The sequence below is a fragment of the Methylorubrum aminovorans genome, from assembly GCF_022179725.1.
Classification (GTDB): Bacteria; Pseudomonadota; Alphaproteobacteria; order Rhizobiales; family Beijerinckiaceae; genus Methylobacterium; species Methylobacterium aminovorans.
In genome coordinates, this window is the sequence record NZ_BPRC01000030.1 from 1 (window position 1) to 20,390 (window position 20,390).

At 61.3% G+C, this 20,390-nt stretch carries 22 protein-coding genes; 10 read left to right on the forward strand and 12 right to left on the reverse strand.

The genetic code is table 11. The annotated features are described in order from the left end of the window. Both MFF24_RS24040 and MFF24_RS24045 read right to left on the reverse strand, forming a co-directional pair. A partial coding sequence (locus MFF24_RS24040; protein ID WP_238228575.1) for a PAS domain S-box protein occupies positions 1-1,762 on the reverse strand: 1,762 nt, incomplete at its 3' end. 50 nt (positions 1,763-1,812) lie between these two features. After that, a complete protein-coding gene (locus MFF24_RS24045) occupies positions 1,813-2,604 on the reverse strand; it encodes a Crp/Fnr family transcriptional regulator (RefSeq protein ID WP_182556805.1) in 792 nt (263 codons plus the stop codon). A gap of 218 nt (positions 2,605-2,822) precedes the next feature. On the opposite strand from MFF24_RS24045, the gene MFF24_RS24050 reads away from it, so the two are divergent. Further along, positions 2,823-3,080 carry a DUF6894 family protein gene (locus MFF24_RS24050; RefSeq protein WP_182556804.1) on the forward strand — a complete coding sequence of 86 codons (258 nt, stop codon included), beginning with the start codon at positions 2,823-2,825 and terminating at the stop codon, positions 3,078-3,080. A 17-nt stretch (positions 3,081-3,097) separates the two neighbouring features. Here the strand turns inward: MFF24_RS24050 and MFF24_RS24055 are convergent, their stop codons facing one another. Next, positions 3,098-3,310 (reverse strand): hypothetical protein, encoded by a 213-nt coding sequence (locus MFF24_RS24055; RefSeq protein ID WP_182556803.1) that lies wholly within the window; start codon positions 3,308-3,310, stop codon positions 3,098-3,100. A 233-nt stretch (positions 3,311-3,543) separates the two neighbouring features. On the opposite strand from MFF24_RS24055, the gene MFF24_RS24060 reads away from it, so the two are divergent. Continuing rightward, on the forward strand, positions 3,544-3,750 hold the full coding sequence (locus MFF24_RS24060) for a hypothetical protein (protein ID WP_182556802.1): 207 nt from the start codon (positions 3,544-3,546) through the stop codon (positions 3,748-3,750). 238 nt (positions 3,751-3,988) lie between these two features. On the opposite strand, the gene MFF24_RS24065 is transcribed toward MFF24_RS24060, so the two are convergent. Then, entirely contained in the window at positions 3,989-4,654 is a 666-nt protein-coding gene (locus MFF24_RS24065; RefSeq protein WP_182556801.1) for a hypothetical protein, read from the reverse strand. Between the two features lie 454 nt (positions 4,655-5,108). Between MFF24_RS24065 and MFF24_RS24070 the strand changes: the two genes are divergently transcribed. The 5 genes from MFF24_RS24070 (at position 5,109) to MFF24_RS24090 (ending at position 10,188) form a co-directional block, all read left to right on the forward strand. Beyond that, complete coding sequence (locus tag MFF24_RS24070) at positions 5,109-6,395, forward strand: hypothetical protein (RefSeq protein ID WP_182556800.1); 1,287 nt, start codon at positions 5,109-5,111, stop codon at positions 6,393-6,395. Positions 6,396-6,985: 590 nt separating this feature from the next. After that, positions 6,986-7,222 carry a hypothetical protein gene (locus tag MFF24_RS24075; RefSeq protein ID WP_182556799.1) on the forward strand — a complete coding sequence of 79 codons (237 nt, stop codon included), beginning with the start codon at positions 6,986-6,988 and terminating at the stop codon, positions 7,220-7,222. 26 nt (positions 7,223-7,248) lie between these two features. Then, positions 7,249-7,782 (forward strand): hypothetical protein, encoded by a 534-nt coding sequence (locus tag MFF24_RS24080; RefSeq protein WP_182556798.1) that lies wholly within the window; start codon positions 7,249-7,251, stop codon positions 7,780-7,782. After that, a complete protein-coding gene (locus tag MFF24_RS24085) occupies positions 7,782-8,960 on the forward strand; it encodes an AAA family ATPase (protein ID WP_182556797.1) in 1,179 nt (392 codons plus the stop codon). The genes MFF24_RS24080 and MFF24_RS24085 overlap by 1 nt, the downstream gene beginning before the upstream one ends. 430 nt (positions 8,961-9,390) lie before the next feature. Next, entirely contained in the window at positions 9,391-10,188 is a 798-nt protein-coding gene (locus MFF24_RS24090) for a hypothetical protein (protein ID WP_182556796.1), read from the forward strand. A 37-nt stretch (positions 10,189-10,225) separates the two neighbouring features. Here the strand turns inward: MFF24_RS24090 and MFF24_RS24095 are convergent, their stop codons facing one another. After that, positions 10,226-10,438 carry a hypothetical protein gene (locus tag MFF24_RS24095; protein WP_182556795.1) on the reverse strand — a complete coding sequence of 71 codons (213 nt, stop codon included), beginning with the start codon at positions 10,436-10,438 and terminating at the stop codon, positions 10,226-10,228. On the opposite strand from MFF24_RS24095, the gene MFF24_RS24100 reads away from it, so the two are divergent. Together MFF24_RS24100 and MFF24_RS24105 are read left to right on the forward strand one after the other, a co-directional pair. After that, entirely contained in the window at positions 10,437-10,892 is a 456-nt protein-coding gene (locus MFF24_RS24100) for a hypothetical protein (RefSeq protein ID WP_182556794.1), read from the forward strand. The genes MFF24_RS24095 and MFF24_RS24100 overlap by 2 nt on opposite strands. A 61-nt stretch (positions 10,893-10,953) precedes the next feature. Then, positions 10,954-12,561 carry a type IV secretory system conjugative DNA transfer family protein gene (locus MFF24_RS24105; protein ID WP_231347156.1) on the forward strand — a complete coding sequence of 536 codons (1,608 nt, stop codon included), beginning with the start codon at positions 10,954-10,956 and terminating at the stop codon, positions 12,559-12,561. Here MFF24_RS24105 and mobQ read toward each other — a convergent pair. Further along, the gene (mobQ, locus tag MFF24_RS24110; RefSeq protein ID WP_182556792.1) at positions 12,503-13,753 is read right to left on the reverse strand and encodes a MobQ family relaxase; all 1,251 of its coding nucleotides are present in this window, start codon (positions 13,751-13,753) and stop codon (positions 12,503-12,505) included. The two genes, MFF24_RS24105 and mobQ, sit on opposite strands and share 59 nt — an antisense overlap. Positions 13,754-13,917: 164 nt before the next feature. On the opposite strand from mobQ, the gene MFF24_RS24115 reads away from it, so the two are divergent. Next, positions 13,918-14,256, forward strand: coding sequence for a hypothetical protein (locus MFF24_RS24115; protein ID WP_182556791.1), 339 nt, complete (start codon positions 13,918-13,920; stop codon positions 14,254-14,256). Between the two features lie 1,224 nt (positions 14,257-15,480). Here the strand turns inward: MFF24_RS24115 and MFF24_RS24120 are convergent. The 6 genes from MFF24_RS24120 to MFF24_RS24145 form a co-directional block, all read right to left on the reverse strand. Continuing rightward, positions 15,481-16,713: a replication initiator protein A gene (locus MFF24_RS24120; RefSeq protein ID WP_238228577.1), complete on the reverse strand. Its 1,233-nt coding sequence runs from the start codon at positions 16,711-16,713 to the stop codon at positions 15,481-15,483. Between the two features lie 48 nt (positions 16,714-16,761). Then, positions 16,762-17,067: a hypothetical protein gene (locus tag MFF24_RS24125; protein ID WP_182556790.1), complete on the reverse strand. Its 306-nt coding sequence runs from the start codon at positions 17,065-17,067 to the stop codon at positions 16,762-16,764. After that, positions 17,064-17,726, reverse strand: coding sequence for a ParA family partition ATPase (gene parA, locus MFF24_RS24130; RefSeq protein ID WP_182556789.1), 663 nt, complete (start codon positions 17,724-17,726; stop codon positions 17,064-17,066). The genes MFF24_RS24125 and parA overlap by 4 nt, the downstream gene beginning before the upstream one ends. A 783-nt stretch (positions 17,727-18,509) precedes the next feature. Next, on the reverse strand, positions 18,510-18,986 hold the full coding sequence (locus MFF24_RS24135; RefSeq protein WP_182556788.1) for a toll/interleukin-1 receptor domain-containing protein: 477 nt from the start codon (positions 18,984-18,986) through the stop codon (positions 18,510-18,512). A gap of 14 nt (positions 18,987-19,000) precedes the next feature. Beyond that, positions 19,001-19,996, reverse strand: coding sequence for a caspase family protein (locus tag MFF24_RS24140; protein ID WP_182556787.1), 996 nt, complete (start codon positions 19,994-19,996; stop codon positions 19,001-19,003). Positions 19,997-19,998: 2 nt separating this feature from the next. Then, complete coding sequence (locus MFF24_RS24145; RefSeq protein ID WP_182556786.1) at positions 19,999-20,388, reverse strand: TIR domain-containing protein; 390 nt, start codon at positions 20,386-20,388, stop codon at positions 19,999-20,001. Positions 20,389-20,390: the final 2 nt, after the last annotated feature.

Consider the following 20,390-nt stretch of genomic DNA (forward strand, 5'->3'; position numbering starts at 1 on the left):
TCCACCAGTCACCGGTCGGCTCGACCGCATCAGGCGCGTAGCCGTGGGCAACCTGCAGCGCCTCGTTCCAGAGCACGTGGTTGGTGGCGAGGTTCCAGTCCCAGATCGCATCGTTGGTGGCGCGCGAGGCGAGGCGGTAGCGCTCCTCGGTTTCGCGCAGAACCTGCTCCGCGCGCCGGCTCCCGGTGACATCGCGCGCGGTGCCGATGAGACGCACCGGTCGTCCGCCCTCAAAGAGGGTCTGACCCTTGGCAGACACCCAGCGCTCGGTCCCGTCCTCCGGGGCCACCGTGCGATAGGTGATGTCGTAGATGCCGTCGCCGGCCGGATCGATCGCGGCGCGCACCGCTTCATCCGCCTTGGCATGGTCGTCCGGGTGCACGCGAGCCAGGTGCACGGCCAGGTTGACGGGAGCGTCCGGCGCTAGGCCGTAGAACGAACGGATGCGGTTGTCCCACTTCAGCTCGTCCGAGACGAGGTCATAGTCGAACACGCCCGTCTCGGTCGCCTCGACGGCAAGGCGCAACTGCTCCTGCGCGCTGCGGAGGGCAATCTCAGCCTCCTTGCGGTCGTGGATGTCGATGGCGATGCCGATCCAGCAATCCGGTACGCCGGCAGCATCGCTTATGGGTTTGCCGCGCGCCAGGAACCAGCGGTACTGGCCATCGCTGGCTCGGCGGAACGGGATCTCGACCTCGTAGGGTCCCTCGGTCTCAACCGCATGCCTCCAGACCTCCAGCACACGTTCCTGGTGGTCTGGGTGGATCACGCTGGCCCAGTTTGTGTCACCTGACGGTAGCCCCGTGAACTCGTACCAGATCGGGTTGCAGTAGGTGATGTTGCCGGCGGCATCACCGAACCAGACCACCTGAGGGCTGACCTCGACGAGCGAGCGGAAGCGCAGCTCGCTGGCGTTACGCTCTGCTGCTTCGACGCGCTGTTGGGTGCGATCGCGCAGGATCTTGAGAAAGCCCTGCACGGTGCCGTTCTCGGCTTTGAGAGGCATCAGCTCACCGGTCGCCCAGAACCGCTGACCGCCCTTGCGCAGGTGCCAACGCTCGTCCGGCGCGAAGCCGTCCCGCAGCGCCAGCGCCATCTCGGTCTCCGGTCGACCAGCTTCCCGATCCTCAGGCGTGAAGAACACGTGGGCGGGATCGCCCAGCATCTCCTCTTCACGCCAGCCGAGGATCCGCTCGGCCCCGGCATTCCAGCGGGTGACGCGCCCGCTCCGATCCATCGCAATGATCGCGTAGTCTGTTGCGCTGTCGAGGATGCGCTCGTGCAGGATCCGTTGCGCGCGGTGCGCCCGGGCTGCGCTCCGCACCTCGAGCAGCGTCACCGTCTGGCGGGCCAGGCTCCGCAGACAGTCCTCTTGGACCTGCGTCAGGCCGTCCGGGCGCGCCGCCGGGTCAAACACGGACAGTACGCCCAGGACCGTCCCATCCGCCGATTGCAGAGGAACGGCCGCATAGAAGCGTACCTGTGAACCCTCCGCGAGCCGCGGCAAGCCCTGCCGCTCCGGATCCTCTTGCAGGTCCGGGACAATGAGCAGTTCTTCCGGCACGGCAGCATCAGCGCACACGTCCGGATCCAGCGCTGTGGAGCTACCAGCAGCACTGTAGGAGGCATGCACTTGCAGTCGCTCTCCAGCCTGCAAACAGGTCACTGCATGCGCGACCTGGCAGAGTTCGGCAGCCAGACGCACGACATCATCGAAGCTTTGCTTCGACACAGTGTCGAGGGGATCGTCGGACCAGGGCATCTTCTCTTCAGACTGACATTAGGGTGAGATTACCTTCAGGATTGGAACACCTAAACAGCTTGACACAGTTGTGTGCCTTCCGCGGGCGTCGAGCGAAGCGACACCAAGGTGCCGCTGGCGTTGTAGACGGCGCCCAATACCGCCTCGAAGTGCCGCTTGACTGCGCCATGGCACTCGCAGCTTGCTTCTTCCATCGCCGGACGGCTCTTGATGATGATGCGCCCGCGCCGGATCTGGATCAGGCCCTGCTCCTGCAGGGTCCGGAGCGTGCGCGTCAGGTAGGAGCGCTGCACGCCCAGCAGTTCCGCCAGCACTTCATGTGTGACGGGCAGGACGTCGCTACCGATGCGGTCTTGCAAGCTCAGGAGCCAACGAACACAGCGGGCCTCGATGGTGTGGCTGGCGTTGCAGGCGACCGACTGCAGCACCTGGGCGAGCAGGCAATCCGAGTAGCGGGTCATCAGATTGCGCAGGCCCGGAGAGGTCTGTTTGATCTGCTGCAGCACTGCCGCCTCGATGCGCAGCACCGAGCCGGGAACTTGGACAACAGCCCGGCTGAACGCGGGCAGCGAGCCCTGGCTCACCACACCACCGATCGCTCCCTCGTGGCCAACCGTGGCGGTCTCGACCGCGCGCCCGTCCTGCAGCCCGATGACGAGGGCCGCCACGCACTGGCCGAGCGGAAAAGAGATGAAGCAAACGTCCTCGCCGGCCTCAAACAGCAGTTCGCCGCGCTGGAGCTCTCGCAGCTCTAGGTGGGGCTTCAGCAGCGCCTGATCCGACAGGCGCAGGGCGCTGAGGAGCAGGTTGCCGCGAAGCAGGGCGTCGATGTCGGGGAGCATAACAGGCGGCAGGGAGTTGTCTTGGGTTGCGTTTGCCCCAACCCTTATCGCGACGCTTATCCGCCTGTCTGTCCACAATTGCACAGATGCTGAGAAATTCAGCGGAATTCATTGGGTTGGGTTACCTCATCCCGGATGTGGGCTAGGGCATGCAACCATCTGCATCTGAAGCGCTTCTAGGTTTGTGAAGACCAACATGCTCCAGCGCGCACATTGTCATGCCTCGCTATTTTCTCGATTTTCAGGATGGTGCACTGTGGCTGAAGGACGAGGAAGGCCAGGAGTACGAGAGCCTGCAGGCCGCGCGTGACGCGGCCATTGCGGCGTTGCCGGATGTTGGGCGGGAGGCTCCGCCTCGCGACGGCAAGCGCGATTTCATAGCGTTTGTCCGCGATGAGCACGGAACAGAACTCTGTACCGTACGGCTGGACCTAGCTGCCGAGTGTCACCCCGAACGTCAGACTTCGGAGCTCTGAACTCAGCTGCACGGGCGCTACTCGCCGTCTCCAGCGGCTTCATGATCTCCAGCTTTGAGCACAGCTAGGTTAGCGCGGAGCTCCATGCCTATGACCCGGCGACGGCGGCTCATCGTCCGAAGCATGTCTGCAGTTGCATGATGGCCGTCCTGCGCGAGATCGTGCGCCATCTCAGCGATGTCTCGCGCCATGCCTTCCTGTTCGACGATTTCAAGGATGGTCGCGTCCATACGCTGCCTGCGCCGATCGGGCATCTGTCGCCATCTAAGGGAGTGAGGTGTGTTGGAGGTGGCGATGACTGCCCCTTTCACAAGAGGATGGCTGTTGCGCCCACCTCAACTTGGGTTTTCTCTATTTGCACAACAACTTAGCAGTATCCTGCTGGCGCTGGCCGGTTGGTTCGGCTGACGAGCCCGAGATAACGGTAACGTGTTTGCGGTCAGGAGCATGCGGAGGCACGACGATGACAGACGACGAGTTCCTCGCGCAGTTGGGACGCCTGATCCGGGCCAGCGAGATCCGCGTCTCGGCGCGGATCCAGACGGTACTTTCCCTAACCGGAGCGGGCTTCGACACGAGCGAGGCCGAGCTCACGATGTGGCGTGAGTTGGAAGCGCTGACAGCCTTGCGTCGCCAGAAGCTACGGATCGATCCGTTGGGAAAGCTGTGAGCACCCTGATAATGACGGTGATGGAAGATGACGCCGCGGCGCATTTGGAATGCCAGTTCAGAACGAAGCCAGAGAACCCTTCCCCTTGAAGCGTCAGGCCCCGTCCTGACCTTCTGCTCGTCGGCGAGACCGGGGGTGGCGTAGGTCCCAGGGGAGGGGGATCACCCGCCTGCAGGCGCTTTGCCGAAGGCAGGGGACACCCCTTGACCGCAGCCGGGGGCAGCGCCCCAACCAGAACTCAGTCATACTCCCGGCGTAGACGATCGCGCTCCTCAATCAGGACCTCGTAGATGCGCCGGAACTCAGCCTCCTCGTCACCACGCAGAGGCGTCCGGCCAACCGAGAACGTCCGCCCTCTGATCACATCCAGAATGCGGATTTCAGAGAGGGGCACACTGGGAAGCGCTTGGCTGAGCAGCCAAAGGGCGATCCGCGCCGAGTCGTCGTTGAGCGCAGGCTCTTTAGCAAAATAGGGGTAGATGAAGCGGCATGTGCCAGCCCCATCGGTCACGGACAGGACGTTTTCGACCTTGACCGTTGCGGCAAGCCCCGGGACGCTAAAGCTGGCCCTTTGGACGTCTCCAGCCTGAACCGGCGCGTTGGTTAGCCGCCGCCGCTCGTCCCACCACTGCAGAAAGCCATCCCTAAGCCGTGGGTAAAGAGCAGCTCGTCCCCCATTAGCAGCGATGCGCTCCCGAACGGCCTGCCGTAGATCCCTGGTACCAAGGGCATGTGCCTTGGCGTCCGCCCAGAACGGCACGTAGAAGTCACCGCCACCGCTATCTGCCTGCGCTTCTCGGGCAATTTCCTGTCTGATGTCCGCCCGCAGCTCAGACCTACGCCGGCTTGCATTGGAAAATCCGACTTTGAGGAACTTACGAAGGTGGATGTTCTGGAGCGGCAAGGCCAACCCTCCTGATGAACAAACCTTCAACGTAGGCAGCAACCTTTAGCACAAAAGTGCCAATCAGCGCCTGGCATGCGACTTCCTGTTGAAAACTTCCGCCCCTTCCACCGAAGTCAGATCCCGCACCCTCATCCGCAACGCGGACTGCCCTTTTCCTTGTGACGGCGGCCTTCGTCGCCCTTTGGGGCGTCGAAACCGATGGCAGCCCACCGCCGGACGGCTGGGACGGGGTCAAGGCCAAAGAGCGCAGCGTGCCTTGAGGCCGGCACGGGCGGCTGGCCCTTCGCTAGAGCACTGGAACCGCTACGGTACACAATCAACCATCACATAATCGTATTTTTGGTTTTACAGAAATCTACGTGATGCGGCAGTCGGCTCGCCGAGTGCAATAAGCATGATAGGATGATCGTTCCGACATCCCCGCAACCGGCTTTGAACCGCCTGGACGACTATGCTTGAACTGTCTCCCGAAGAGGTCGAAGCATACCTCCGATTTTTCCCCCGATTTGAAGAAGCGGTGCAAAAAGGCTGGGCGGCGCGCAACCCTCGCGCTAGCAAACCAATCTCAGCTCTTAAGGCACTCGAAACACTCGATGTTTCAGTCAAACGTGAGTACGAGAGAGCACGTGCCGGAGAGGTTTGGTTCAACATCGGCCTATATGGCCGCATTAAGCAAGAATTGAATTTTGCAAATCTTGATTCAGAACTCCAAGCAGATGTTGAACTTGCAGCGATCGCTCATAACCGTATCAGCAAAAACTTCAAATATGGCCGTAATCAGAGCTGGGGCGCAGCATCCTTCTCGAGAGCGGCCAGAAAGGCCAGATCCGATGGCCTTTTCGGGAAAGAGGATCGAAAAGAGCTGTTCTCTGATAAAGTTTTGTTTGAGAATTTTGCTAGCAGGACGATAAATAGAACAGCTAGCGGCGGCAACCAGGGCGAGGCAATCAATAACGCCTACATCCTTGCCGAGTATATGAGTGAGGAAAGAGGCAAGTCTCTCAGCTTTCTCTCTCCATCTGCTTTTGCGGATCGCCTGTTACGGATCACCCGCGCAGGCGCATGGGTATCTCAATCCGTTGGGCAGTGGTATCGTTTCTCCTACTTTAAAAGCAAAACAGAAAAGCTGGTCGCCGAAAACCATGCTCAAGCTGGGATTGTCCAGCTTGAGCATGCAAGACACTGGGAACGACGCAACCGACTGATCAACAATGCGCCGGACTTTGGCTCGGCCAGCAAAGCTCTTGCACTGGCCATAGAACAGTATGGCGCCACTTCCGATCTCATCGATCCGGTTCTGTACCTGAATGCCGCCGATGAATTTCTAGACCGTGGTTACCGGACTACTACGTCCCTAAAGGACCTCGGGGGTATGAATATGAAGGAGCTGCTAGGTGAGGCGGACGCTCGCCTGAGATCTGCGGAATACAACCTCGGATTGGACATGTCCCGGCGGACGCTGACTGCGTCTCGCCTCATGAATGATGGTGATTACCAGGGGGCAGAGCGCCAAATTGCCGAAGCAATTCTCAAGCTCCCCCCCGATTTGTCCGGCGGTGCTGGTCAGATCCATCGAGGCCTGCGCCTAGTGCGCGGAAAAATTGCCCTATTGAGGGGCGAGATTGATAATGAATATTTGGAGAGTTCGCGCCAGATCTGCCTTTCAATGGGCGCCTTTCACAAGGTGCGGGAAATCGACCGCCTGAGGCAGCTTGGAGACATAGAAAGACCCTCCTGAGAGGGTCAATCTGATCGATCGGCAGGTTACTTCCGTACGTTCCCCATGCAGTGCACAGCCACATACGCTTCATTAGCAGCGTTGATCAGCTTTTCGCCGTACATTGCCTTCAACATCGGCATTGAACGGTCGCGAGCAAACTGCATCTGATTGTTAAAGGCAGGTCCGTTCTGATCGAACTCTACCGAGAGTCCGTCCCACATATATCCCAGCACCTGCCTCTCAAACCGATAGGCCTGATAAGCGATCTTGAAGGCGTTCCGCGGCTTCCTTGAAGGGACTCGCCCGGTCCGCATAATCTTCTTCATTCGACGAAAAGACCTGTTGAGATCACGCTCCATCTTAGGGTTGATTGATAAATTCATTGAGATGCTCCAGCTTAATGCTGGTTTTATTGTTGTACTCCGTTTCTATTATTTCAATGCTCTCATACTTCTATTTGAAACCCCTCGCATACCCACGCGAATCAATCCAGGCAGAAGCTTGGTCTTTGTCAATGCCAAAGATTTCCACCGAGTCTTTGGGATCGAACGGCACGCAGGGCTCTGGAACAAGTCTGTCACCCCTGAACGACTGGGATGGCAGACGTCATGAAGACCTCGAAGGCATTCATCCTCGCCCACACCAGCCTGCTCGATGAGCTGCGACTGCCCTATCGGGTCGAAAGGACTCGCAAGCACATCAAGCTGCATGTGCTGCTGCAGACCGGCTGGTGGTTCCTGCTGACCGGATCGACACCGTCGGATCGGCGCGCCCTGAACAACAGCCTGGCCCTGCTGCGCCGGAAGATCCGCAGCGCAGCCGCTCCGACGTGCGTGGCAGCCTGATCCGCGATGCTTGAGGGCTCCCTCGCATGATGACCCGTCATCCATCACCGCTCAAGAGTGCCGCCGCACCCCGGCTGCAGCCGATGCCCTGGGCAGCTCTTGTGGCCCTTGGGGTGATGTCCATCAGCTGCGGCGGCCTGCTGAACGCCCCCGCCGTGGAGCGCCCGCTCACAGCTTCCGAGCACGCGCTGCGCAACGCAGCCTACCGGCAGGCAGGCACGGTTGTTCTCCCTCCGGTTGCGCCCGAGGAACGTGTGGAGGCACTGCTTTCCATGAACCGGCAGGAGCAGCCGCGTGACTTGGTCTGGCTCACGCTCTGGGACGACTGCGCCGAAGATGGAGACATCGTGTCCATCCTCACCGACGAGTTCAGCATCAGCGTTCCGCTGACCCGCCAGCCGATGCGTCTGGCCGTCCCCAGGCCCACGCACAACCTGCTGAGTGTGCATGGTGTGTTCGACGGCGGCGGCGGGATCACCGTGGCGCTGGCGACCGCGTACGGCCCTGTGCCGCTCCCCGTGATGGCGCCTGGCCAGACCGTCGATGTGCCCGTGCGCTGATGGACTGGGAGCTCATCGGCACCGCGGCCCTCTTCACTCTTCTGACCCTGCTCGGTCTCGCGCCTCTGAGAGCCGCGGGACTGGTGAAAGACCACCAACTTCCGGAGCCCCTTGTGAAGATCCTCGATCAGATGACCGACCCCGCGCGGCTGCGTGAGCTGCTCGCGCAGCGGCAGCCCAACCAGAAGATCAAGCCCATCGATGCCGCGACGCTGGCTGAACAGGTCAACAGCCGCGTGATCGGTCAGGAGGCAGTCGTAAACGAGCTCGCTGCCCTGATCGCCAGCCGGTCCGCCAAGGTGCATCGCCGCCGGCCGATCGGCGTCTTCCTGGTCTCGGGGCCGCCCGGAACCGGTAAGTCCGAACTGGGCAAGGCCATCGGAGATGCGTTGCCCGGTTGGGGCGGCCACTACCTGGTCGAGATGAACAAGCTGAAGGACGCTGCATCGCTCAACAGCCTGTTCGGCGCTGCGCCGGGGTTTGTTGGCTCCGACCGGAAGGCTGGTTTGATGAACCACCTGTTGGACAACCCAAACACGGTGATCATCCTCGACGAGTTCGAGAAGGCCTGCCTCGACGCACAGAACGCCTTCCTGGCGGCTTGGCAGGAGGGCTACATCCGCGAGACGACCCAGTCGACCTTAGTCAGCACGACCGACGCCATCTTCATCCTGACGTCCAACGCGAAGGAAAAGGAGATCGCGGCCCTTGCCGCCTATCAGCGCCAGGCGTCCGGGAACCAGAACGCAGGCCTGCTGACCAGCGAGGAGCTGTCCGAGCGTTGCCGGGCGATCCTGCGGCAGGAGCTGCCCTCTCCGGTGCTGTCCCGGATCGATCGGGTCTTCGCCTTCGCCCCTCTCAGCCCGGAAGCCCTGGCCGCGATCACGCTCAAGATCCTGACCGAGGAAGTCGCCGACTACGGCCTGACGCTGAGGCCGGTGCCGCCGCAGATCCTGCTGTCGTACGTCGACCAGTACGACCGCCCGGGCTTCGACACTCGTGACCTCTATCGGCACATCGAGCGCGATTTCGGCACTGCTGCGAGCACGCTCAAGGCAGAGGGCGTGCGGGAGATCGAGATCATCTACGACGCGAAGACGACGGAGATGACCGTGCGTGCGGTGTCCGACAAGTCTCAGGCACCCAAAGCAGCGCCGCGGACCAAGGGAGGCGCGTAGGCACGCCGATGTGGCTGTCGGTGCTCCGCGAGGCGACCGTCGCGATGAGTGCAGCCCACAGCCGCCTGCTGAAAGCCTTCAGCGTCCTGAACCGCTGGTGGTACATCACGGCACTGGTCGTCGCGGGACTCGTCTACGTCCTCTGGTTCCCCAAGCCGGGCCCCTCGCCAAGCCAGGGGCAATACCAGACAGGCCCGCCCCCGGCGCCTCCAGCCAGCAGCAATCCCCCAACCGCGCAACTGCCTCCCAGGCGGGCTCCCTCCCCCTCCCTGCCACCTCAACGTCCGCCGGACAGGATCCGGGTCATTCAGCCTGAGACCTTCCCGGAGCTGGACGGTCTCAAGCCGCCACCTCCAGGCCCCCCTCCCCTCGCCACGCCGCCCTTCGCTACCGTGCGGGGCTACCGGCCGCCATTAATGGATCGCTAACCATGAACGGTATCACGATGCGTGTCGCGAGCCTTGGACTCGCGTTGATGTCCGCCACCTCAGCCACGGCCGAGGCACCAGCGGCACAGCCTGATAACGCTGCGATCATGCGTGCACTCGAGGCCCTGAACCGCCGCCTGGATCAGCTGGAGAGCAAGGAGCGGAAGAGCCCGAACACCAGCGTGGCTGCGCTGCCGGCCGCGAAGCCCGCCGCCCCCAAGGGCAAGGCCGTCCCGGGTTGGTTTGTTCGGCTCATTCCCTGGAGCCAGGACGGCAACAGCGAGGCCGTTGCCGGCTTTCCCGGGCCCATGTTCGACTTCAATTTCGACATGCACTCACGCTACATCACGGGCCAGAACCGCTTCATCTACAACGGCGTCAGCATTCTGAATGCCAAGGAGGACGGGATCTACGTCTTCTCGATGGTCCTGGACCCGGTGCTGACCATCGATCCGCTGTTCCTGTATGGCGCCCTTTGGTTCAACTGCTCCGGGTCGTTCTACGTCGGCGGCAACCGGCTGATCACGGGCACTACGGCGTTCGGTTCGGACCGCCGCCCGGAACGGGATGTGTATCGCTCACAGAGCTACTTTGGCTCGGTGCGGCTGACGCCTGGAACCCACCGGGTCGAGTTCAAGGTCGACTGCGGAATGACGCAGGAGAAGAACCTCGCCGTGTTCGACCAGTGGCTGCCGTACTGGAAGAAGAACCGCTTCAAGGTGATGCTCAAGACGCCCTCGGACACGGCTCCCCGCCCCTTCCTGCCGGAAGAGCTCTACTACGTAGGCCTGCCTCAATAGTGGCGTAAATACGGTTTTACGATTTTACGCCTTTAAGTCAGGCGTCGTGACCGCGCTGTCCTTGCTCCTGACGCCGAATGAGCTCGTACTCGGCATTCCATTGCTGAATATAGCGGTCGTTGGGGTGAAGTCGCTCCACATCTTTGATGAGCTCTGACCAGCTCTGTGGCACCGGCTCACGGCTGAACCAAACAATCCATAGGTCATAAATAAAACTCAACATCCCAACAGTATAGGGCAGATCATTCATGTCCGCAGCTGAAAACGCATCGGCCCCGCCTGGTGGCATCCCGCATGACTACGATGTCCTCGAGCGTGATCTGCGTCTCGGCATCGGCCTGGCGGAGGCCCGTGCTCAGCGGCTGATGGGCGAGATTTTCGTTTACCCGCATCTGGCTGCGCAGGCGTTCCGTAAGCTGAGCCGCCGGCGCGGGTTCGTCCATGCGATTGCGGTGTTTGAGGAGACAGTCCTTCGCCGCGAGCTAACGTTCGGTGTGTTCCGCACGGGGTTCCTGGGCTGGCGCCGCCGGGCGGTCGCTGCGGCAGTCGGTGAACTGCCAGAGGCCCTGCGTGACCTGAAGCACCTCAGTGAGCGGCTTGGCGATGTGCGGAACGCTCGTGCCCACCTGGCGCAGCAGCACCGTCTTCCCCCTCCCGAGCGTGAAATCCGCATTCAGACGCGGACGCAGGGGCGCGGACGCTGAGCACATTTGTGATGCAACAACAGTCACTTAGCTTCTGATTAAACCCACTTTGGAGTAGGCTATGCGCGTGCTTTGGCTGCTCGTCCGTGTTGTGTTCCGCGTGCTCAGGTGGGCCGCTTGGCTGCTGGCTTTCCTGCTCAAGCACGGGTTCCGCCAGGGCCGGAAGGCCTTGCGGTCACGGCCGACGTCGCATGGGTCGGCACGCTGGGCCGGCTTCTATGACCTGGTGCGCGGCGACGCCTTAGGCGGCAGCAAGGGGCTGATCGTCGGCATGGCCTACGGCCAGTTCATCCGCTTCAAGGGCGACGGTGCGGTGCTGTGCGTAGCTCCTCAGGGCAAGGGGAAGGGCGTCGGCGTGGTCGTGCCCAATCTCCTGGACCACAAGGGTTCGGTGATCGTCACTGACCCGAAGGGTGAAAACTTCGCAGTGACGCAGCGGCATCGCTCAACCCTGGGCCCGGTCTGGCGCCTGGACGCGATCCATCCCGAGGAGAGCGACTTCTTCAACCCGCTCTCCATGATCCGCAAGGGCACCTTCCACGAGGACACCGACACGGCGCAGCTGGCCAGCTTTCTGGTCATCCCGGAAAGCCGGGAGGGGCACTGGGACACCAGCGCCAAGAACGTCCTCACGGCGGTGATCCGCCACGTCCTGCACGCGTACCCCGAGGAGCAGCAGACGCTCTCATTAGTGCGCGAGTTGATCGCCGCCGAGGGCGAGACCCTGCGCGGGCTGTTCGAGGAGATGGCCAGCAGCCGGATTCCTTCGATTGCCGAGCAGGGCCGCATCACGCTCAACGGCCTGGAACACCCGGAAACCCAGTCGGTGCTGAACAACACGGCCAAGGGCATGGCGTTCTGGAGCAAGGACCGGGTCGGGGGATGGATCACCCAGGCCTCGGACTTCCGGATGGAGGATCTCAGCCGGGAAGGGATGTCCGTCTACCTGATGGTGCCGGACGACAAGATCGATATCTTCACGCCGTTCCTGCGGGTGATGATGGGCTGTGCCGTCGCCGCGCTGATGCGCAGCAAGGACCGCCCGCCGCCGGCACACAAGCCGATGCTGCTGATCGATGAGGCCAAGGCCCTCGGTCGCCTCGACATTCTGGCCACCGGTATGGGCATGCTCAGGGCTTACTGCCAGACGGTCATCATTTTTCAGGACCTCGGCCAGCTGCGCGCGCTCTATGGTCAGGAGACCGCGACCACGTTCATCGCCGGATCCGGCGCCCAGGTGATGTTCGGGGTGTCCGACACGCGGACGGCCCGTGAGGTAGCCGAAGGCATCGGCCGTCAGACGGTGATGTCGAGCTCCTACGGCACTGCCGCCGGCAATTTGAGCCTGGTCCGGGCGCAGCATCAGGACGGCCAGTCGGAAACCGGCCGGGATCTGCTGGATGCTGCTGAGGTGCGGTTCATGAACCCGAACCAGTGCATCATTATGATGCCCGACCAGGTCGGTGCGCCGATCAAGGGCACCAAGGTCCGCTACTACAAGGAGTGGCGCTGGCGTGGCCTCTACGATGCGTGGCGGCAGGCTGAAGGTGTGGTGGTGACTCTGCCCACCAGCAGGTGGTTCGGTGATGACGACGACATGCCGGACGCACCTACCACAGCAGGTCCCGGCTACGCCCGGGCCGGAGGTTCACGCGCACGCTCGCGTTAGCCCGCGGCAACAGCCGATCCGTGAGGATGCGGCTTCGTCCAAACGCGCGATCCTGCACCTGAAACAGGCCGCTAAGGATCGTGTCGGTCCGCCCCAACAGCAACCGCAGCAGCTGGAGCCGACGCAGTAGATGGGCACGACGATTCAACATGAGGGCCAGGCGATTGGCGCGTTGCGCCGGATCACCCGAGCGCCGGAAGCCTCCACGTTCGCGCGGCAGGTCGCGCAGGCCTTCCTTGGTTGCCCGCAGTGCCTTGAGGTAGCGCCCTTCGATCAGCCTCAGCCGCGCCGTGCGCGCCCGGACGGTTTCGACGTGGCGGGAGACTGCGGCCGCGGCAAGGGCGCCGCGGCGCGCGTTGTAGGCAGCCCGGGAGCCTCGATCGATCTGTGGGTAGGTGATATCGCGCTGCCGGTTCCCGCCAGCCTTCGCGGAGCGCCAGGCGCCGCCTTGGGGGCGGGCGGTCAGATCAGTCCGCGGCAGGCTCTTCGGCTTAGCCCCACGCCTCGCCGCGTTCTGCGCCCGCGGGCCTACGTGGATTTCCGGCGGCCGGTCAAGACTTGCGGCAGCCAGTCGGTCGCCGCGGTTCCGGGCATCCGCCTGCTGAACCGCAAGTGTGCGGTGATCAACCCGCGCTTCATGCTGGCCACGGGCAAGGTAGTGGTTCTGCCAAGTCGCCCAGCTTTCACGCCAGGTGTTGAGCAGAGCGTCCGAGTTCCACTCCCGGGTTTTGACCCGGTACAGACCCGTCGGCGTGGCCTTCCGCAGGGTGAGCATCACGTGGGCGTGATGGTTGCGCGGATCGTTATCGGTCGGTGCGTGGATGGCGAAGTCCGCGACCATGCCGCGGTCGGTGAACGCGGTGCGGATGAAGTTACGCAACAAGGCCAGCCGCTCCTCGGCTGGGAGTTCATGCGGCAGGGCCAGATTGATCTCGCGGGCGAGTTGAGCGTCGCGGCGAGTCTCGATCTGGTGGACGTGGTTCCAGAGGTTCTGTCGGTCGGCCAGCCAGGGTGCAGCCCCGTCTGGCAGCATGATCTCGGTGTGCACGACGCCCTGACGGCGAGTGAAGTCGTGTTCCGCGCCGGTCTGATCGTCTCTCAGCCGTTCGCCAGCACGGTACGCCGCAGCGGCGATTGCCGACCGCCCCTTCGCCCTTCCGATGACCTGGGCCGAGAAGTGGAAAGATGCCACTGCGCCCTCCGTTGCCACCGCAACGCCCACGGCCTGTGGCCGGGGCGCACCTATGTTGGATACCCAATGTATAAGTGCGCCATTACAAAACGCTAGACCTTCTTTTGCAGCTGCCTGTGTCCGCAGCACCCATTCAGCCAACACCCATGCAGAAGGCTCACCTCATGCGCAGCCGTTCCCTCGACGATGATCTGGTCAGTGGCTTGGCCCTGTTTGTGATCGCTGGGGGTACGGTTGCCGGACTGCACTGGCTCGGGTTCGACACCGGGGTCCCGCGTTGGCTCGCCTGCTCGATTGGGCACCCGATCATCAACAGCCTCGGGCCGGGGCTGAGCCAGCTGTTGATGGTGCTTGGAGTCTTCCTCGCCATTTTCCCGTGGACGCGGCCGACCGGAGTGGGCCTGATCTTCGGCGGAATCGGCGGCATGGTTGCCGTGCAGGTGTGGACGGACACTGCAGGGGGTTACTGCGGTTTCACGGGCGCCGTTGGTTTCACGCCCTAAAAAACGATCGCCCCGCTGCGCGGGGCGATGCGGTCGCGCCTACGGCGCGAGCCTTTCCACGCGCTACGCGCGCGGGGGCCTCATTACCGGCCCCCGTACCCCCGCTAGGATTTTCTCGAAGGGATCGGTTTTTTGTGTCAGCATGATCTCACGGTACAGCCAGGGATGGCGATGACCGTGAAGGGATCGGCAGCCATTTCACCTGTGGGATGGCTGTCACCGTTGATGCCATTATATCCACGCCATCCGTGATTACCGCACGCGCGTATGGTCCTTAGCGGCCAATCGGCACCGCTCAACCTCTACCCCATTAGCCATCTCGCACACATAATTCTGCAAATCCTGCAAATCGGATTTACAGAAATACGATTTTGCGGGCGCCCATGTAGAACCTTAGGTGGCACCCGGTTGGTTGGTCTGACCTCCCCAACCTATCGGCCAAGCGCATTGATGATGTACGGTTTTGACAAAACCGGCTGCCAGAACATGGGCCCCCTGGTCCGGTCCTGCGCCGATGTCTCCAGCTTCCTCCATCTCGAGTCAGGCTGGTTCAGCGGTCGCAGAGCGACCGCACCATCATCCTCCCCGCGCAAGGCGCGGGACAAAGCCTCTCAGGAGGGCTGTAGCGGGTTTTTCAAGCCTCTTGCCGCTCTCTGTCGGCTGAGCAGCCCAAAACGTCTCCAGGGGCCACTGAGGTCGATCTGCCACCCACAGTCCCGGCAGCCCCTCTTGTTCGCCGTTAGGCGGACCCATTTTGGAATCAGCCGCCGGAGGCGGCTTCCGCATTGGGTGGGGGAGCGGGTTTTTGGCGGAGCCAAAAAGGGGCGGGCTTTCCGTTGCACTGGATTTGCCAGATAGGTCGAATCGGGCTGCTGCACCAGTTTTCGTAACGGTGCAACCCCGAAGTTATCCACAGAACCGGTGTTTTAGAGTGTTTTAAAAGACTTTAAGAGTTTTAGGCATTAGCGACCTGCCCCTCTGACAAAAAACATTGGTTAAAATCAGTGACTTGAGGCCATCCTTGATTGGCGAAGTACGGCCCTCAGATTTATGATGTACGGCTTGTCATAGGCGAAGTACGGTTTGACATTTATGATGTACGGTTTTTGGTTGATGAAGTACGGCATTGACAAGAATTATCCACAGCGCGGCTGTGGCCTTCGGCCCGCTGCTGCCCCGATTGGCGAAGTACGGTTTTGACAAAAATCGCTGACAAAAACGGAGTCAGTCGAACGGAAGCTCGGGGGCGACCACGGCACCTGCGTGCAAGGTTTCGGTGCCGCGCGCCCGCATGACAAGCACGTCTTCGCGTTTGCCGGGGATGATCTCTAGGTCGTATTCGGGCAACGGCGCGATCTTGGTGCTTTCAACGAATTTGCGCACCTGATGGGCAAACTGCGGCAGAGCTTGTTTGGAGCCGCTGCGCTTGTGGATTTCGGTCATTCCGTAGCGGGCGACGGTTTTGCCGGCAGCACGCTTGGACAGCCGATAAAGGTAGCGGCCAAGCCCCTGTGAAATCAGGAAGTAGTCGGCGTTCAAGGTCAGGATCTGCGGGTTTCCCTTCTGGCGCACCACGCCATCGTAGACCCAATCGGGGATCTCGATTTCGACCTGGTCGACGTTGCCTGTCGTGGTGCGGCTGACTGTCCGGTAGTCCTGGATCAGCGACATCGAGATCATCTCACGGCGATTGCCGTTGCCGAGATTGACCACCTTGACGCTGGTGCCCTTGAGTCGGTCCAGCGCGGCCTCGAGGTCCTTGTACTGTTTGCCGCCGTTGGAGCGACGGCAGAACTTGAGGATGTGCGCAGCATTAGGTCGGTAGACCCGCGCCGGTACATCGATACGAAGTCCTTTCTCCAACGCTCGGCGGTACCGGTTGGCCTCATCGGCGAGGCTCGAAACCATGTGCAGGAAGATGTCGTAGTCGAACACGGTGGCGAGGCCGGCTGAGGCGCTGCCATCGATCGTGATGATGCAGTCCTTCAGCTCGTAACGGATGACCCCTTCCCGCTTGGCCTTGCCGAGCGAGAATGGCGCGACATCCATCAGGTTGACGTCGTCCTTGAGCGGCGCGTCGTAGATGTTGGGCACGAAGAACGCGAGCTGGGCGTCGTCGTCGGGCGCCTCACGCATCACCGGCGCCGGCAGCTCAGAGACCAGCGCGCCGACGATATCGGGTTGGCGCTCGTTGAGCTTGACCGCATCACCGAGCGCTTTGAGGGCGATGCCGATCGGGTCTGTCGGCTCAGGCCCGACCTTGAGGTCAGCCAGGCTGCGCCGGCTGTAGAAGCGCCGGAGGCGGCTCAGCGCGTCCTTGTTGAGGACAAGGGTCTCGCGGCCGGTCCTGGCGCAGAACGTGTCCGCCAGCGCCTGCAGGTAGGCGTTCTTCTCATGCAGCCCGAGGGCCCCGAACGCGTCGAGGGGCATCAGGTCGAGACGGACGGGATCACTCACACCAGGATTTCCGGAAGATCGTAAAAGCGGAATTCTGCATCAGCGGATTTACGATGTCGGGAACTCGCGCTCGAGCAGATCCCGCATCATGTCGGCCATCTTCTGACCGCGTGCCGCGCACTGCATCTTCACACGGCGGTGCAGGCTTTCCGGCACGTCGATGGTGAAGCGGGACATCTTCTCCTTCGGCTCCGGCGCCGGAGCGGCTTCAACAGCCTTGAGGGCGGTCACGGAGCCCCCTTCCCTATCCGTAGTCGTGGGCTCGGCACCGCGGTTGGCGATCCAGGCGTCGGCAGCCGGCGCCAGCTTGGATGCGGGCACCTTGAACGAGACCTGCTTGGCTCCCTTGCTCATGCGGCCTTCCTTTCCTTCTTGGTCTTGGGTTTGGCTTTCATGTCGACAAGCTGGGCGGCCAGCTGGCTGATTTCCTGTGCGGCATCGCTCTTGGGGTCCGTCTCGATCACGGACATGCCTTGGCTGGCGCTCTCGGCGAAGCCGACGCGCTGGCAAATCTCCACCGGCAGGATCGGAAATTCGAACTGGGACAGGGCATTATGCACATCGCGCCCGATCGCCGTATTTACGATTTTGCGGTTCACCACAAAAACGGGTTTGATGTTTTCCTTAAACTGCTGGGCCTCCTTGACCAGTTGCACCGTGTCGGCCGAGGCCCATACGTCGTAGGGCGACGGCTGCACCGGCATGAGCACCACATCGCTGGCCAGGATCGCAGCGCGGCCGAGGTCGTTGACCCTGGGTGCGCCGTCGATAATCACCACATCGTAGTCGGCCGCGATCTCCGGCAGGTCGCGGTGCAGGGTTGGCTTGGCCATGCTGATCACCGGGAACAGCGGCTCGGCCTCGCGCACGGACGACCAAGCCATAGAGCTGCCCTGCGGGTCGGCGTCGACCAGCAGCACACGGTAGCCGGCCTTGGCGATGACCGCCGCCAGGTTGGTGGCGAGGGTCGTTTTACCGACTCCGCCTTTCTGGTTGAGCACCCCGATGATCATGCGCCGCCTTTCTGGATTTGCGTATCGTCGGATTTACGATTTTCTGCAAACCCGTTTCTGTAGGTTCACGATTTCACACAAACACGCCTCTGCCAACGGTTCGTTAACGCTGCGCACGATGCCTGTTACCTCTGGGACACATTTCCAGAAAACCGCAGAGTCGCAAAATCGTATTTAAACATACAGCAGCGCCGCCCTCGAGGCGGCGCACAGAAGCGGGATCATCATCGCGGCCGAACCGCTGAGGCAGGGTCCCTCTGGGATGCCGGCGGCCGTACCCGTAGGGCCTGGTTCCGTAGCGACGTCGTCCGGGGATGAGCCGGGGCCACCTGTCTCTGCCCCTGTATGATCGCCAGCACCTGGCGCACCTGACAGCTGCTCATCAGCGTATAATCGTAAAAGCGGATTTCCGGAAAGGCAGTGTTGCGCCCTGGCAGTGGCTCAATCGCAAAGCACTGGTCTTGATCCCACTCCAGCGAGGCAGGGGCGCGGCTGGCGTATGCCGCGCCCGCCACCGGGCCTCAACGCAAAAGCCCGGCCGGGAACCAGATAAGGAACGGGTGGGCAGCTTTCAGGCGATGTTCTGTGTAGGTTCCTCCATCTCCGGGTGTTACCGGGGAGGGGCATTGTCGTTATCTGGATCCTAGACGCTTTGTCCTTGTAGCGTCAGTCCGCATCCTGACGGTCTGCCCACTAGCGAAACGAGGCGCTGCGCAGCAGAGGACAGGGCGGCCACACGTCTCAGTAGGCTTGCCGAGGACCACGGATATGCCTTAACCAAAGTCACTGACGTAGGCTTGAGCGCAACACGCGATAAAAGTCTTTTGTAGAGCTACGCCGCGCTAAGCTATCCGTTTGATAGGTTCTCCGGTTCTTGAACTCGCGCTGTGCCATCTTGCTTGCCTCAGCATAAGCATCGACATCACTCATGGACTGAAGGTAAGGCCACTTGCGCAGATATTCGGGCAGCGTCGTGTAGCCTCCCGCAAAGGTGGCGATCGGATAATCCTTCTCGGTAGCAACACCAATTTCCCACGGTACCCACCACGAGGTTTTCGTTGCAGCGGACACAACTGCCATCAGCTGGGTGCAAATTGAGAGCTGCTGGCGCAAGTACTCTCCTAGATCGTCTCCCGTTGTTGACGCGTTTGGATCAACAACGTCCAGATAGACGTCAATTTGGTGATAAAGCTTCAATCTAGTTGCGATAATCCCTGCAGTCTCAGAGTCGGCCTTTTGATGAGAAAGGAAGACCTTCATATCCCCTCACTTATCTATATACGCCCAAGGATCGCGAGCTTTCTGTAGTGGGCACCAAGCGCAGAAAGACGACATCCTTTGGAGTCTATCGCAGCATAGTACATGTGCTCAGCATCGACGGGCACGATGAGACCATGCCGATTACAAAGCTGTAGCTCCTTGAAGATACGCTTGTGATCTTCGTCGACCGGGATGTGCTTAACGCGCTCCGGCACATTCTCACGGTCAGGCTCGTAGGATGGATCCAGTTGAAACACGTGCGCCGGGTCTGGAAAGTACTCTGGCAGTCGTCGCAGCACCTCGTGGGGGATCTTTGGAGCCACATTGCGTAGCGTTACAAAGGTTTGCACGTTCGCCTTGTAAACAGGACGCTGTTTCCAAGGCCCAAGCGTCTGATCGATATGGGAGTACACGGATGCCGGCGTAATCCGGCCGATTACATCAGCCGAGCTACCGCTCAAACCATCAAGGAGGATGCTAGTGAAGAGTCCATGCCCATCCTCTTCGGCGGCAGTACCCTCCCGATGTGAAGCGGTCAGGATTGTTACTCCGTTACCGATCACCGACGGTTGGTTCGCTGCCGAACCAAGTCCTTGGATTTCACCAGCATAGCCGGATTGACAGCTGTCTAGGATGATCACGCTCGACTTCACGCGCGGGTACGCTTGGTTGGCCAGATGGAGGATGTCAGATAGCGTGACTCCCCAACTGGGCTTCCGCCCGTCCTGACTGACGATATAGCCGGCATTCGTTTCCGGGTTGATGATCCCATGCCCAGCAAAAAACAGCAGAGCCGTATCGGCATCGCCGCTGAAAAGCTCAGTGATGGCCTGCAGCAGAACCTGTGCATTGACCTCAAGCTTGTCACTGGTGAGCAGCCTGACGGAGAAGTTCGGGGAACCGTCACCATTGCGCTCGAGAAGCTGCGCTACGGAAGATGCATCGTTCACGCACCCTTGCAAAGGTGCGGAATGGTAGTCGTCAATCCCGACAACCAGGGCCTTCTTCATGGCTAGCGAGCTCCACCGATGAGCTTCTTCAGATTATCCCAAGTCCATGCGTAGAGATTGTCCCGGCTCGTTGCGCTCAAAGGCTTTGTACATGTCTTGTCGGCGTACCCTTTGAGTAGGAAGTAGGTCACCCCTTCCTCCTGCGCGATTTTCATTTCTGCATTTACACCAGCAGCTGTGTGGGTGTGCTGGCCACACATGATGATGACGATGTCGACGCTCCTGATCCGTGTGCGGGCCTTAGCCTTCCAGTCACCCGTCAGATGCTCCTTGATTGACCAGTCGGCCAGTTCGAAAGGACTGTCCGCCAGCTTCGCCTGACCGACGATAGCGGTTTTCAGAAATTGATCGTGATCGTAATCGAAGCTGACAAACACACGTTTTTTGGCCATCA

Coding starts and splice junctions, on each gene's coding strand:
- MFF24_RS24045 (WP_182556805.1), bottom strand. CDS start 2,604: ATGCTCCCCGACATCGACGCCCTGCTTCGCGGCAACCTGCTCCTCAGC.
- MFF24_RS24050 (WP_182556804.1), top strand. CDS start 2,823: ATGCCTCGCTATTTTCTCGATTTTCAGGATGGTGCACTGTGGCTGAAG.
- MFF24_RS24055 (WP_182556803.1), bottom strand. CDS start 3,310: ATGGACGCGACCATCCTTGAAATCGTCGAACAGGAAGGCATGGCGCGA.
- MFF24_RS24060 (WP_182556802.1), top strand. CDS start 3,544: ATGACAGACGACGAGTTCCTCGCGCAGTTGGGACGCCTGATCCGGGCC.
- MFF24_RS24070 (WP_182556800.1), top strand. CDS start 5,109: ATGCTTGAACTGTCTCCCGAAGAGGTCGAAGCATACCTCCGATTTTTC.
- MFF24_RS24075 (WP_182556799.1), top strand. CDS start 6,986: ATGAAGACCTCGAAGGCATTCATCCTCGCCCACACCAGCCTGCTCGAT.
- MFF24_RS24080 (WP_182556798.1), top strand. CDS start 7,249: ATGATGACCCGTCATCCATCACCGCTCAAGAGTGCCGCCGCACCCCGG.
- MFF24_RS24085 (WP_182556797.1), top strand. CDS start 7,782: ATGGACTGGGAGCTCATCGGCACCGCGGCCCTCTTCACTCTTCTGACC.
- MFF24_RS24090 (WP_182556796.1), top strand. CDS start 9,391: ATGAACGGTATCACGATGCGTGTCGCGAGCCTTGGACTCGCGTTGATG.
- MFF24_RS24100 (WP_182556794.1), top strand. CDS start 10,437: ATGTCCGCAGCTGAAAACGCATCGGCCCCGCCTGGTGGCATCCCGCAT.
- MFF24_RS24095 (WP_182556795.1), bottom strand. CDS start 10,438: ATGAATGATCTGCCCTATACTGTTGGGATGTTGAGTTTTATTTATGAC.
- MFF24_RS24105 (WP_231347156.1), top strand. CDS start 10,954: ATGCGCGTGCTTTGGCTGCTCGTCCGTGTTGTGTTCCGCGTGCTCAGG.
- MFF24_RS24115 (WP_182556791.1), top strand. CDS start 13,918: ATGCGCAGCCGTTCCCTCGACGATGATCTGGTCAGTGGCTTGGCCCTG.
- MFF24_RS24125 (WP_182556790.1), bottom strand. CDS start 17,067: ATGAGCAAGGGAGCCAAGCAGGTCTCGTTCAAGGTGCCCGCATCCAAG.
- parA (WP_182556789.1), bottom strand. CDS start 17,726: ATGATCATCGGGGTGCTCAACCAGAAAGGCGGAGTCGGTAAAACGACC.
- MFF24_RS24135 (WP_182556788.1), bottom strand. CDS start 18,986: ATGAAGGTCTTCCTTTCTCATCAAAAGGCCGACTCTGAGACTGCAGGG.
- MFF24_RS24140 (WP_182556787.1), bottom strand. CDS start 19,996: ATGAAGAAGGCCCTGGTTGTCGGGATTGACGACTACCATTCCGCACCT.
- MFF24_RS24145 (WP_182556786.1), bottom strand. CDS start 20,388: ATGGCCAAAAAACGTGTGTTTGTCAGCTTCGATTACGATCACGATCAA.